This window comes from Pseudomonas sp. ANT_H4, from assembly GCF_008369295.1.
Taxonomy (GTDB): Bacteria; Pseudomonadota; Gammaproteobacteria; order Pseudomonadales; family Pseudomonadaceae; genus Aquipseudomonas.
Window position 1 is genome coordinate 168,138 of the sequence record NZ_VOBG01000001.1, and the last position, 13,618, is coordinate 181,755.

Genomic DNA, 13,618 nt, shown 5'->3' on the forward strand with positions numbered 1-13,618 from the left:
GTTCACCACTGCTCACGCAACAGCTGACGAACATGGGCGGAAGCGGCGCGATTGCTGGCGCCCAGGCGACCGCTCAAGTTACGACCGCCGGCCTGCACGTCCTTGATCGCCTGCACCAGGCAGTCGCTCACCCGAGCCAGATCGTCCGCCGTCGGCTGCTCGATCTGGCTGACCGACAAGGTCTCCCACAGCAAACCGAGGCTGGCAAAGCTGTCGATGTCATAGGCCATGGGCGGAACGCTGGCAGCCAAGGCTTCCAACTCCTCGACGCTGCGCAGGGTCACCCGCGCCGCCGAGGCCTTGCCCATGGCGTGAACCATCACACCGGGATCGCGCAGGGCGATCAAGCGGTTGGCCTGGTAACCATGAGCGAGAAACGCGCCGGACATGGCCTTGCCCACCAGCAGCGCAATCACCGGATGCCCGGCCAGCCGAGCGCGAGCGTAACTGGCAGCGGCAGCGGCCAGGGCTTGATGGATGCCCAGGGCTTCTTCGCGACGACCGTAGGCCTGGCTAGGCACGTCGACGATGGCGATCAGCGGGCGCTTGTCGCCCGTGTTGATAGCTTCATCGATGGCCTTGGCCAAGCCCCAGCCTTCCAGCAAACCGACTTCACCATTGCGTGCACGGGGGAAGCGGTTTTGCGGGTCGGTGACGACAGCGATGAAGCGCACCTGTTGATCACCGAGCGTGCCATCGGCGACTTTCAGCGAATTCGGCAAACCGTTTACAGGAATGGCGCCGGTGCTCAATGCATTGAACCACTGCAAACCTCTCATGACCTTTCTCCCTGATACAGGTCGCGAACCGTTGCCGGGTCGATTTGCGATTCCGCGTCCAGGCGCGCGAGGCGTTCAAGGTAGTGATCGGCCTGACGGCTGCGTTGAATACTGGGCAAACCTTGCTGCAACAACTCAGTGACTTGTTGCTGAATCTGCGCCACATCGTCCGCTACATAGCGGTCGGCCAGGCCGCTGGCAAAGCGCTGTTCGCCACCGGTCAGGCTCCAGATAAAGGGCCGGTCGCGGGAGTCGTATTCCTCAAGGCCAGCTTCCTGTTCGATCACTTGCGGGCCGTTCAGACCCAGCCGTGCTTCGCGGGTGACTACCAGATAACTGCACAAGCCTGCGGCAATGGACATGCCGCCAAAGCAGCCAACGCTGCCCGCCACCACACCGATCACCGGCTGGTACTGGCGCAGGTCGACAATCGCGGCGTGGATATCGGCAATCGCCGCCAGCCCCAGGTTGGCTTCCTGTAAACGCACGCCACCGGTTTCCAGCAGCAACACGGCGCGAGTGGAAATGCCATTGCGGTTGTCTTCAGCAGCCAGTTCCAGGGCCCCGGCGATTTTCGCCCCGCCCACTTCACCGAGGCTGCCGCCCTGGAAATTGCCTTCGATAGCGGCGATCACCACCGGCAAACCACCGATGCTGCCCTTGGCAATCACCACGCCGTCGTCGGCTTGCGGGACAACGCCCTGGCGAGCCAGCCACGGCGACATCACCCGCTGGAACGGGTCGATCAGTTCACGAAAACTGCCTTGGTCGAGCAAGGCCTTGGCCCGCTGCCGGGCGCCGAGTTCGACGAAGCTGTGTTTGCTGAGCAAGTCATTCATGACCGATCTCCTCGAAGCCTTGCTCCAGGCGTAAGCGCACCACGCCGGGGGTGGCGCCGAAGTCGTGGATATCAATGCTCAGGGCCGGTGGCGTCTGCTCCTGGAAGATCCGTTCGAACAGATGCTGCCAGCGTTGTTCGGCGCCATTGACCGAGGTTTGCACCTGGATCGTCAGGGTGCCCGCCGTGCCCGGCTCCAGCAGCACTTCCAGGTCACCGGAACCGACGCAACCCACCAGCGCACGACCTTTGGCGGGCTGCCCGGCGGGGAATTCAAAGGACAAGGTTTCCATCAAAACGCTCCGTCGCAAGACTCGATGCGGTCGATAAACAGGCAGGCAGCCAACAGGTCGGCGGCGCCGCCTGGGGAGGCATTCAAGACGAGCAGTTGTTGATCCAGTTCATGCAGGCGGCGACGCCCTGCAAGGCTCGCGCTACCACCGGCATCCAGCACGGCTTGGGCGCCTTGCTGCATGGTGTTTAAACCTTCGGTACCGGCGCGGTAGAGCACGCAGGTGTCGACCAGATCGGTCATGATCGCCAGCAACGCGTCGAGGCGGGCGTTCTGTTCGCCGTGCTGTTGCAGGCGGCTTTTTTGCAGTTGCGGCAGGCCGCGTTGCAGGAGCGATGGGAAGCCCAGTTGCGCTTCTTCACGGGCACCGCGAGCGCCGTAGCGTTGGGCGACCAGGGCGCCGTGGCTCAGCGGCTGGGGCGCATGGCGGTCGTTGAGCAAAGCCAGGCGGGCAGCGCGCAAGGTCAGCTCGCTGGCTTGGCTGGATTCAGGTTCCAGCGCGGCAGCGGCCACCAACAACCCCAACGCCCAGATCGCCCCGCGATGCGTGTTCACTCCGTGCGTGGTGGTGAGCATCGACTGTTCACCTTCGCGGCCAATACGCCCAAGGGCTTCGCGCAGGGGTAAACCAACTTCGCCGAACTCGATGGCCGCTTCAGCCATTGCCTTGAACGCCGGCCACAGGGACAACGCCGAGACGTGCATCAGGCCCAGGTGCAAATCACTGTGGGCGCCATTGCCACGGCGGTCCACCAGGGCCGGTTTCGGAGACAGGTCAGCCTCATCGATCAACGCATCTACGGCCAGGTCGGCCAAGTGTTCAGCCAATGTCAGCTTATGCAATTTGAGTGCGTTCATTTACCAGCTCCTGAACTTGGCGGGCGGGTTGTACAAACCACCGGACCACTCCACCAAATCGGCCACGCTTTTCGCCGCGAGCAACTCGCGGGTGGCGTCGGTGCGGCGGATACCGAGGTCTTCGGGCAGCGCAATCAGGCCTTCGCGCCGCATGCGCGCAGTGTCCTTGGGGTTGTGGCGCATACCGATGGCAGTCACCCCGGCGACCGCGGCGATCATCGCCTGGCGCTGTTCCAGGGAGCGGGCCTTGTACAGGTAGGCGATGCCTTCTTCGGTGAGCAAGTGGGTCACGTCGTCGCCGTAGATCATGATCGGCGCCAGGAGCATGCCGCTTTTGCGCGCCACTTCCACCGAGTCCAGCGTTTCAACGAAGGTCGGTTTGCCGCCCTCCTGGAAGGTCTCGACCATTTGTACCACCAACTTCTTGCCGCGTTCGAGCAAGGCTTCGGGGGCGTCATCGTGGCGCATGTCGAGCCAGGCTGGGGTGCCGTGGCGGCGACCGCGCGGGTCATGGCCCATGTTCGGCGCCCCGCCAAAACCGGCGAGGCGACCACGGGTCACGGTAGATGAATGGCCGTCGCCATCCACTTGCAAAGTGGCACCTATAAACAGGTCCACGGCGTATTGGCCGGCCAGTTGACAGAACATCCGGTTGGAACGCATCGAACCATCTCGCCCGGTGAAAAACACATCCGGGCGGGCGGCGATGTAGTTTTCCATGCCCAGTTCGGTGCCGAAGCAATGCACACTTTGCACCCAGCCGCTTTCGATAGCGGGGATCAGGGTTGGGTGCGGGTTGAGGGTCCAGTTACGGCAGATCTTGCCCTTCAGGCCCAGGGATTCACCGTAGGTCGGCAGGATCAACTCGATGGCGGCGGTGTTGAAACCAATGCCGTGGTTCAGGGACTGGACGTTGTGTTTCTCATAGATGCCACGGATCGCCATCATCGCCATCAACACATGCACCGGCTTGATGTGCCGTGGGTCACGGGTGAACAGCGGTTCGATGTAGAAAGGTTTGTCGGCCACCACCACGAAGTCGACCCAACTTGCCGGAATGTCGACACGGGGCAAGTCGCTGACGTCATCCACCAACTGGTTGACCTGGACGATGACAATGCCATCGCTGAAGGCCGCCGGCTCGATCAGCGCCGGGGTGTCTTCGGTACTGGCCCCGGTGTAGATATTGCCGGCGCGGTCGGCCATGAAGCCGGCGGCAAGGACCACGTTGGGAATCAGATCCACCACCAGCCGCGCATAGAGTTCGATGTAGGTATGAATCGCACCGATTTCCAGCAGGCCGTCTTCCAGCAACTGGCTGATGCGCAGGGATTGGGTGCCGGCGAAGGAGAAGTCCAGCTTGCGGGCGATGCCCTTTTCAAACAGGTCCAGGTGCTCGGAGCGGCCGACACTGGGCATGATCATGTGCAAATCGTGGAGCTTGGCCGGGTCGGTCTTGGCCAGCGAGCGAGAGAGAAAATCGGCCTGCTTCTGGTTGTTGCCTTCGAGGACTACGCGGTCGCCGGGGAGGATTAAGGCTTCCAGGGCTTCGATGATTCGCTCGCTGGGGAGGACGGCGCCGTCGGCGAAAGACTTTACCAGCGCCAGCCGCCGCTGCTTCTCATCGCGCCGCCGCGTCCAGCGCGAGCCGGGGGTTATTGTTGTTGTCATGGTCACTCCACGAGGGTTGTGTCGTGGGCTGTACCTTAGGAGTGAATCAGGGGGGTATCAATCAAGCTCGGCGGTGGATTGTTACGGCTGGAGTAACGGTTCTACAGTAAACGCAGGGCTCGAATTCAAAGAAAATCAAATGTGACTCGAAGGGAAGGTTTTGGGGCCGCTTCGCGGTCCAACGGGACCAAGCTCCCTCGCCACTGGGGTAATTAATTGCCCATAAAAAATGTGTAGCTCAGGCTAATCCAGACTCCACCAACAACGCTTCCAACCCCATCAAATCCGGCACCTTTGCCACATGCTCCCCCACCTGCACCGCCGCTAGTTCCAGCGGACACAGCGGCACATCGACATAGCTTAACTGGCTGTCGAGTTTGTAAGAGCGCGGAATCCCCTGAATCACCAGCGCAATAAACTTCAACGTCGGCCGCCCGCCCAAGGTATTGAGCACCACGATCCGCGCTCGCTCCCCCACGACACTGGCGCTACCGCAAGCCGCCTCAAAGCTGATCAACGGCAACTGCCGATCCCGCCACGTAACCTGGCGCAAATACCACGGCGGCGCATCGCTGGCCGGCTCACCACGCTGGAAGTCGATCAGCTCGGCAACCGCAACATTGGGCAGCAGCAAATGGCGGTCGGCTAAAGGCAGCAGCAACCCGGTGAGTTGGCTGGCGCGGTGGTCAAGCATGATTGGGGCTCCAGTAGGCGATGCTTTCCAGCAACACCGACTCTTGGTAAGGCTTGCCGAGGTAGTCGTTGACGCCGATGGCCATGGCGCGATCGCGGTGTTTCTGCCCGGTGCGGGAGGTGATCATGATGATCGGCAGGTCTTTTAGCCGTGGGTCGTTACGTACCTGAAGGGCCACTTCGAAGCCATCCATGCGCGGCATTTCGATGTCCAACAGCATCAGGTCCGGAGTGTGCTCTTCCAGCAGGGCAATGGCGTCAATGCCGTCCTTGGCGGTGAGTACATTCATGCCGTTACGCTCCAGCAGGCGGCTGGTGACTTTGCGCACGGTGACCGAGTCGTCCACCACCAGCACCAGCAGAGGGCGTTTTTGCTGGGGTTCGTTGACCGCCAATTGACTGTCCGTCCTCAGGGATGGCTGCGCCGGTTGCAGCGCGCGAATGTGCGCCAGCAGGTCGATGATCAGCACCACCCGGCCATCGCCGAGAATGGTCGCACCGGACAAGCCCTTGACCCCGGCGAATTGTGGGCCCAGGCCCTTGACCACAATCTCCCGGGTGCCGGCCATGGCGTCCACCTGCACGGCGATGCGCCGCTCGTTGCATTGCACCAGCAGCACCGGCAGTGGCAGGCTCTGGCCCAGTAGTTTCGGCCGGGCGACGGTGTGCAGCAACTCGCCCAGGTAGTACAACTCGTAACGCTGCCCGGCGTATTCATAGACAGGCGGATCGAGCTGGTAATGACCTTCCAGCTCATTGGGCAACACCCGCACCAGGCCTTCGATGGTGTTGAGCGGGATCGCATATTGATCGTCCGCGCACTGCACCATCAACGCCCGGTTGACGGACACGGTGAACGGCAAGCGAATGCGAAAATGCACGCCCTGCCCCGGCGTGGAATCGATGACCATGGAGCCGCCGAGCTGACGCACTTCTTCGTGCACCACGTCCATGCCGACGCCACGCCCGGAAATCTGGGTGATTTTTTCCGCAGTAGAGAACCCCGGTTGCAGGATGAACTGCAAGACATCGCGGTCGCTGATCTCCAGCGCAGGGTCGAGCAAACCGCGCTTGATTGCCTTGCGCCGCACTGCCTCCAGGGGCACACCGGCGCCGTCGTCGCGCATGTCGAAGACGATGTCGCCGCCCTCATGGGTCAGGTCCAGGGTAATCCGGCCTTTTTCCGGTTTGCCCGCCAACAGCCTCGCATCACGGGACTCCAGGCCATGGTCGACGGCGTTGCGCAGCATGTGTTCCAGGGGTGCGACCATGCGCTCCAGCACGTTGCGGTCCATCTCACCTTCGGCATTGCCGACGATAAACTCAACGTCTTTGCTCAGCTCGCCAGCCACTTGCCGCACGATACGCTTGAGCCTTGGCAGCATGCGCTCAAATGGCACCATGCGCGTGCGCATCAGGCCTTCCTGCAATTCGGTATTGATCCGCGCCTGTTGCTGCAACAGGTTCTGTGCATCCTGATTGCGCTGGTCGAGGGTTTCCTTGAGGTCCAGCAGGTCGGAAGCCGATTCGAACAAGGCGCGGGATAATTGTTGCAACTGGGAATGACGGTCCATTTCCAGCGGATCGAATTCTTCATAACCCAAGCGCTCGGCTTCGGCCTGCTGGCGGCTGAGAATCCGCCCCTGGGTTTCGGTATCCAGCCTTCGCAGCTGGTCGCGCATGCGCTCGATGGTGGTTTCCACCTCGTGAAGGGCGCTGCGTGCATCGTTGACTTGCTGCTCGATACGCCCGCGAAAGATCGAGGTTTCGCCGGCCAGGTTGACCAAGTCGTCCAGCAACTCGGCGGAGATTTTCACCATGTCGGCGGCCGGCTCATTGACCGGTACGGCCTCGGCCTTGATTGCTGGCAGCGTCACAGGCACCACCTGATCTGCGGCTGGACGCATCAGGCTTCTGATCCGCTCGATCAGTTGATCCACCGAGCCCACCGGCATGCCCGCCGTCACCGCTTCAACCATCTGCGCCAGGCGGTCGTGACAACCTTGCAGCAGCGCGAACAGTTCCGCGGACGGCGCCAGCAACCCTGCCGACAAGCCTTCGTAGAGAAACTCCAGCTCGTGGGCCAGGTCGCCAATGGGCCCGATCTCGACCATGCGCGCGCCGCCCTTGAGGGTGTGCAGATCGCGCAGCAGGGTTTCCACTTCCTGGCGATTGTGTGGATCAGCCTGCCAGCGCAGCAACGCGGCGCCGGAGCTGTCGAGGATGTCGGCGGCTTCTTCGAGGAAGATCTCCAGCAACTCGGGATCACTGCCAGCCGACTCGACCTCGGGCGCCACGGGCGTCGGCACAAGCCCGGTGTTCTGACGAAGCTCATGCAAATTGCTGATCAGGGCGCTGGAATCACTCAGCGGTTGCTGGTGTTGCAATTGCTCCAACAGCAGCGCCAGTCGCTCGTGGCTGGCCATCAGCACCTGAGCCAGGTCGCCAGAGTAGCTGTAACGACGATCCACCAGCCCTTCGTAAAGGTTTTCCAGCTCCAGAGCCAGGTCGCCCACGGGGCCGATGTCGGCCATGCGCGCGCCGCCCTTGAGGGTGTACATATCTCGTTGCAAGGACGAAAGCGGCGCCATGCTATCGGGGTCCAGCAGCCAACGCTTGAGGGACTGCCCGGCGCTGTCGAGGATATCCACCGCTTCCTCAAGGAATATCTCGACGATTTCGTCGTCCACCGCCGAGTCTTGCCCCAACTGCGCCGTCGCGGCGCCGAGTTCAGAAATACTCAGGGCGCGGCTGCCGTCGCTCTTGATCAGCCCGGTGGCGGATGGATCGAGGCCTTCATCCAGCAGCTCGCGCAAGGCTCGCACCCGTGCCGACGCAGGGCTGACTTCCTGGCCGGCGGCCAGTTGGTCAAGCATGTTGATCAGCGCTTCGTGGGCCTGCTCAGCCTCATGAAAAAATCGCTCGCTGACCGCCAGGCTGCTCTCTTCAACCGCGCCATACAGGTCGAGCAAGGCTTCGCACAACTGGTCCATTGGGTGCAGATCAGCCAGGTGCGCGCCCTCCCCCAACGTCGTCAATTCGTCCAGCAGCGCACTGAGTTCCTGACGCTCGCCGGGATGTTGCTGCCAGCGACGCAGGAGGTTTTCCGCGTCCAGCAAAATGTCCATGCCCTGGGCCAGGAAGTTGGCGATCAGGTGTGGATCGCGCTTGACCCGCAGGTCGGTGCTGGGGGCGTTGAGCAGCGCTTCCAGTTGGCTGTTGAGGCGATTTTGCGTGCGCTCGATCAAGGAAGCGGCGCCGTTGATCGGTGTCAGCGGATCACCCTCCAACTGGCGTAAGCCGCGCTGGAACAAGGCTTCGGCTTCCAGCAGCAATTCGATTTCATCCAGGTCCAGCGCCAGGCGGTGGGCCTTGTACTCGCGAGTCAGGTGATCCAGTGGCCGCGCCAGTTCGGCGATGGGCAACACGCCAGCCATATGGGCGCTGCCCTTGAGCGTATGCAACGCCCGTTGCAGTTCGTCACTGACTTGCAACGGCACATGCTCGGTGGCCTGGTGCAGAAAATGGTTGAGGCTGTCCAGGTGGCTCTGGGCTTCATTGCGGAAGATTTCCAGCAACTGCGGGTCGAAGGCCGTCGCATCCTCTTGCACCGCGCCCGGCAGCTCGACACCGCTGGCCAGCGCATGGGCACGGGCCGCCAGGTGGTCGACATCGTCCCTTTGGCGCTGGGCATCGACGGCGAAATCGGCGATCAACTCCGGCAGCAGTGCCACCACGTCATTGAGGACCGCCTGCACCTGCGGTCCCGGCGCGACACTGCGTTCGAGCACACGATTGAGCAGGTTTTCCAGCGCCCAGGCCAACTCCGCCAACACCAGCGCACGAACCATGCGACCACTGCCTTTCAAGGTGTGGAAGGCACGGCGCATTTCGCTCAAGACGGCCTTGTCTTCCAGGCTCGCCGTACCATTTGGCACATAGCGATGTAGCACCTCAAGCACTTCCCCCGTTTCTTCGAGAAAGACCTCGCGCAACTCATCATCCACCGGTTCTTCCCCGGCAGGCGGTGGCAGCAAGCTACCGGGACGCTGCAGCGCCGGAGGGTTAAGGCGCGAAGTTGGGTTGGCCAGTACCTCGGCCAAGGACTGCACCTGTGGCGGATCGTTGGGCGCGGGCAGTTCCTGGCGCCACGGCAGTTGGGTCTCGGCCGGCGCATAGCCAAGCACCGTCAGACCCTTGGCGGCAACTTCAAGCACCCGCTCGCCGGGGGCGTCATGGTCCTGGAGCATTCGCTCCAGGTAGTACTCCAGGCTGGTGAGCACATCAGCAAAATGGTCGAGCTGCGCCTCTGAAGGCGCGCTTTCGTTGACCATCAATTGCTCTTGGGCGTAATCATTGCAGCCGCGCATCAGGCTCGCCGCGCGCGGCAGCGGGATCATCGCCAGGGCGCCGCGCACCTGGGTCAGCAGCTCTGGCAGGGACTCCAGGCGCTGCTTGTCCCAACCAGCTTCGAGACAGTCAACAATTAGCTCCTTGGCCTGTTTCAGGCACTGGCACGACTCCTTGATGACAAGCTGGTGGATCTGGGTCAGGTCGGTGGTCGGCAGGCGGCTTTCTTCGCGCCTTTCCGGTTCGACGGTGCCCACCATGCCGGCCAATGTTGCTTCGACGTAGAGCAAGGCGCCGGCGACATCCATCAACACCGCATCGTTAGGCTCACGCTGCCCCTGGGCCAGGCCTTGCACCACGGCCAGTTGGTCGATGATCACTTTGCGCGGCTGACCGAAGCCCAGCACCGCCAGGGTGTCGGCAATCTGGCGCAGGGGCGACAGCAGGCTGTCGAGATTAGAGGTGTGTTGGCGGTCGCTGCGCACGAACAAATCCAGACGTTCCTTAACCCGTACCAGCTCTTCGCACAGGGCGCCGAGCACCGAGCCCATGGCATCGCGGTCGGGTCCCGCCAGGCGCGCGCGCTCGGCGTCCACCACGGCACTGTCAGGCAGCGCTTCGTCCAGGCCATAGCGTTCTTTCAGGCTTTGCATGCGCGGCGTCGGACGGGTGACTTTGGCGATGTAGAACAGCAAGCTCTTGAGCAATTCATCGGGCGCCGCCGTGTTGATCCCGGCGATGCCCTGGGCCAGCAGTCGCTTGAGTTCCTTGTCACAGGCCTTGAGCAAACTGCGCAGGGCCGGACTGTTGGCGATGACGCCGGTGAGCATGCCTTCGGCCAGCGCCGAGGTCACTTGCCACAAGGGCAGCAACGGCGCGCCGTGGCACAGGGCTTCGAGCCGGGCGAAGACCCGCGCCATGTCTTCCAGGTTGCTGGGGCCGTGGTCTTCGCGCAACAAACCCGCCAAGGCCTGTTGCAGCATTTGCCGCCACTGGCGCAGCAGCTCGGGAAAATCCTCTGGCGTGCGCTGGGCCAGAGCATCATCGGGCAGCGGCGCAATCACCAGCAGTTGTGGGCTGAACAGGCTGGTTTCCGACAATAGGCTTTCGCCGCGCACGCTGCGCAGATCATTGAGCAGCGGCAACACCACCAGCGGCAGGTCGCGACGGGCGCTGTGCACTCGATCCAGATACAGCGGCAATTGCCCCAGGGCCTGTTGCAACAAGCGGATGCCTTCATCGCGTTGGCTGACGCGTTCAGCCTGCAACGCCAGCGCCAGGTGCTCCACTTCTTCGGCGAGCAGGGCCGCGCCGTAGAATTCGACCATCAGCAAACTGCCATGGACCTGGTGAATGCACTCAAGGCAGCCCGAAATCGCCTCGCGGCTCGAATCGTCGACAAAGGCGTCCAGCGCCGAACGGGCCTGCTTCAGGGTTTCGGCAATTTCGCCCTTGACCCATTCGAGGGCTACGTAGTCGTGCCGGTCAACCATAACGACTCCCGTCAGAATTCATGAATTGCAGTGTCGCTGGCATCAATCTTCATCCACCTGCCGAGCCGGCGGCAAGGTGAACCCCGACACCGAGCGCCGCAACTGACTGGCCATTTTCGCCAGGTTGCCGATGCTTTCGGCCGTGGCCGTAGAGCCCGACGAGGTCTGGCTGGTGATCTGCTGGATCACGTTCATGGTCAGGGATATCTGCCCCGCCGACGAGGTCTGCTGTTGCGCCGCATTGGAAATGCTCTGGATCAGCGCGGCGAGGGTTTTCGACACGCCTTCGATCTCTTCCAGCGCTACCCCAGCGTCCTGGGCCAACCGGGCACCGCGTACCACTTCGGTGGTGGTTTGCTCCATGGAAATAACCGCTTCGTTGGTGTCGGTCTGAATCGCCCGCACCAAGGTTTCGATCTGTCGGGTAGCGGCCGAAGAACGCTCCGCCAGACGCTGTACTTCGTCGGCCACCACCGCGAAACCGCGCCCGGCATCACCGGCCATGCTGGCCTGGATCGCGGCGTTGAGGGCGAGGATGTTGGTCTGCTCGGCGATGTCGTCGATCAGGCTGACGATGTCGCCAATTTCCTGGGACGATTCCCCCAGGCGCTTGATGCGCTTGGCGGTGTCCTGGATCTGTTCGCGGATGTTGTCCATGCCATGGATGGTGTTGTGCACCACCTCGTTGCCCTTGTTGGCGATTTCCACCGAGCGCTCTGCCACGGCCGAGGATTCGGCGGCGTTGGCCGATACTTGATCAATGGACTGGGCCATCTGATTGATCGCCGTGGAAGCTTCGGCGATCTGCTGGGCCTGGTGCTCCGAGGCTTGGGCCAGGTGCATGGCGGTGGCCTGGGTGTCCTGCACCGCGCCGGCGACCTGGCCGGCGGTGAGGTTGATAGTTGCCACCAGGTCGCGCAGTTGATCTACGGAATAGTTGATGGAGTCAGCGATGGTGCCGGTAAAGTCTTCGGTCACCGAGGCCGTGACGGTGAGGTCGCCGTCGGCCAGGTCTTCGATTTCGTCCAGCAAGCGCATGATCGCGTTCTGGTTGCGCTCGTTCTTTTCGGCGGTTTCGCGCAGTTGGCGATTGGTCTCGCGCACCATCACCAAGCCGATCAGGATGATTGAGGCCAGCGCCAGCAAACCCAGCACGTAACCGCCGATGGTGTCGAAGGTGCGACCGTCCGCCAGGTTTTCAAAACCGGTAGCCAGGTGCGAGGCTTCATCGAGCAGGGTTTGCGACAGGCTGAAAATATTGCTCGCCGAGGCGCGTACCTGAAACAGTTGCGGCGAGGTCTCGAGGATTTCATCCACAGAGCCTGAGACGAATTCGAACAGCTCCGCAATTTCTGCCAGGCGGGCACGGGCATCGGGGTCTTGCACTTCGGTGATCTTCAGGCCGGCGTTGCCCTGGAGCATGCCGTTGAGTACCAGGCCAAAACGGTTGGCATCGCGGCCAAAGGCATCGGCGGCCTTGACGGCGGTTTCATCGCCGGCGAGCACGGTGTTGACCGCTCCCAGGATTCGCTCGGCCAGCAACGATTGCCGCTGGGCCACGGCCACCTGGCTGGCTGGCGCGCCGCGTTGCAGGAGAATCTCCACGACCTTTTCCGACTCCAGCTGCAATTGCGGCACGGTTTCAGCCAGGGTCGCGGCCACCTGATGCAAGGACAGCACCGTCTGTTCGCTGGCCAGGATCGCGTCGGTGTTCTTCAGCAGCGCTTCCCAGTCATGCTGCACCGCACGCATCTCGCCGCGTACAGCACTGGGTGCAGCAGGCAAGCCGGTGGCCGGGTCACCCTTTTTGAGGTAACCCCAGCGCAGGGCAAAATCGTTGCGCGCCTCGCTCAGCAGCTTGAACGCGGCGCCCTTGCCGGCTGCGGCTTCGGTGGCGTTCTTACCGATACGCTGGGACAGCACCCGCAACTCGCCGGCATGGCCGATGTACTGCTTGTCGTAGGTGGACTGGGTATTGAGGTAGGCGAAGTTGGCGAACAGCAGCATGATGAAAATGATCAGTGCGATAAACAGCACAATGATCTGCGAACGGCTACGGGAGGCTTCCTGGGGTTTGGCGGGAGTGACGGTGGTCATGCGGCGACATCCATGAAGCCTGGTGCCTGGGCCAGGGCGAAGGGGCTGAAGACCTGCCACAGCTGGTCGCTGCTGAACTGGCCTTGGATAAACGGCGCACTGGCCGCTTCATCCATCGACAGCTCGGCGCGTTCCAGCAGGTCCTGGGCAAAATGCTGCAAGCCGACTACCTCATCTACCAGCAGGCCGACAAAGATATCTTCGTGCTCGATCACCAATACCCGCCTCTGTTTGCGCCGCGCAGACAACCCGTGACCGAAGAACCCGCACAGGTCAATGACCGGCAACAGGCGCCCGCGCAGGTTGGCCACGCCCTTGACCCAAGGCTTGACCCCCGGCATCAAGGTGCAGCGCGGCTCGTGCAGCACTTCGGCGACTTCGCCCATGGGCGCCACGTACCAGTGATCACCCAATCGAAAACCGATCCCGCTCCAGCTGTGCAGCCGGGTTTCCTGGGACGGCAGATCGGCGGCCAACAGGCGGCAGCGGCGGTCGATGTCCAGCAGCAGCTCGAAGGCGGTTTGCGACTCGGTCATGGGAGCGTGCC

9 protein-coding genes are annotated in these 13,618 nt (G+C 62.5%); all 9 read right to left on the bottom strand.

Going from position 1 to position 13,618, the window contains the following annotated elements; all coding sequences use genetic code 11:
* Positions 1-2: 2 nt before the first annotated feature.
* Positions 3-779 (bottom strand): biotin-independent malonate decarboxylase subunit gamma, encoded by a 777-nt coding sequence (mdcE, locus tag FQ182_RS00790; RefSeq protein ID WP_149412189.1) that lies wholly within the window; start codon positions 777-779, stop codon positions 3-5.
* Positions 776-1,618 carry a biotin-independent malonate decarboxylase subunit beta gene (locus tag FQ182_RS00795; RefSeq protein ID WP_149412190.1) on the bottom strand — a complete coding sequence of 281 codons (843 nt, stop codon included), beginning with the start codon at positions 1,616-1,618 and terminating at the stop codon, positions 776-778. The genes mdcE and FQ182_RS00795 overlap by 4 nt, the downstream gene beginning before the upstream one ends.
* Positions 1,611-1,910, bottom strand: a complete 300-nt coding sequence (locus FQ182_RS00800) for a malonate decarboxylase subunit delta (protein ID WP_149412191.1) — start codon at positions 1,908-1,910, stop codon at positions 1,611-1,613. Before FQ182_RS00800 ends, FQ182_RS00795 begins: the two co-directional genes overlap by 8 nt.
* Positions 1,910-2,767, bottom strand: coding sequence for a triphosphoribosyl-dephospho-CoA synthase (locus FQ182_RS00805; RefSeq protein ID WP_149412192.1), 858 nt, complete (start codon positions 2,765-2,767; stop codon positions 1,910-1,912). The genes FQ182_RS00800 and FQ182_RS00805 overlap by 1 nt, the downstream gene beginning before the upstream one ends.
* Positions 2,768-4,438 (bottom strand): malonate decarboxylase subunit alpha, encoded by a 1,671-nt coding sequence (gene mdcA, locus FQ182_RS00810; protein ID WP_149412193.1) that lies wholly within the window; start codon positions 4,436-4,438, stop codon positions 2,768-2,770. It abuts the gene before it with no gap.
* A gap of 238 nt (positions 4,439-4,676) precedes the next feature.
* Positions 4,677-5,132: a chemotaxis protein CheW gene (locus tag FQ182_RS00815; protein ID WP_149412194.1), complete on the bottom strand. Its 456-nt coding sequence runs from the start codon at positions 5,130-5,132 to the stop codon at positions 4,677-4,679.
* Positions 5,125-10,974, bottom strand: a complete 5,850-nt coding sequence (locus FQ182_RS00820) for an Hpt domain-containing protein (RefSeq protein ID WP_149412195.1) — start codon at positions 10,972-10,974, stop codon at positions 5,125-5,127. Before FQ182_RS00820 ends, FQ182_RS00815 begins: the two co-directional genes overlap by 8 nt.
* 42 nt (positions 10,975-11,016) lie before the next feature.
* Entirely contained in the window at positions 11,017-13,071 is a 2,055-nt protein-coding gene (locus FQ182_RS00825) for a methyl-accepting chemotaxis protein (RefSeq protein WP_149412196.1), read from the bottom strand.
* Entirely contained in the window at positions 13,068-13,607 is a 540-nt protein-coding gene (locus tag FQ182_RS00830) for a chemotaxis protein CheW (RefSeq protein WP_149412197.1), read from the bottom strand. The genes FQ182_RS00825 and FQ182_RS00830 overlap by 4 nt, the downstream gene beginning before the upstream one ends.
* Positions 13,608-13,618 lie beyond the last annotated feature (11 nt).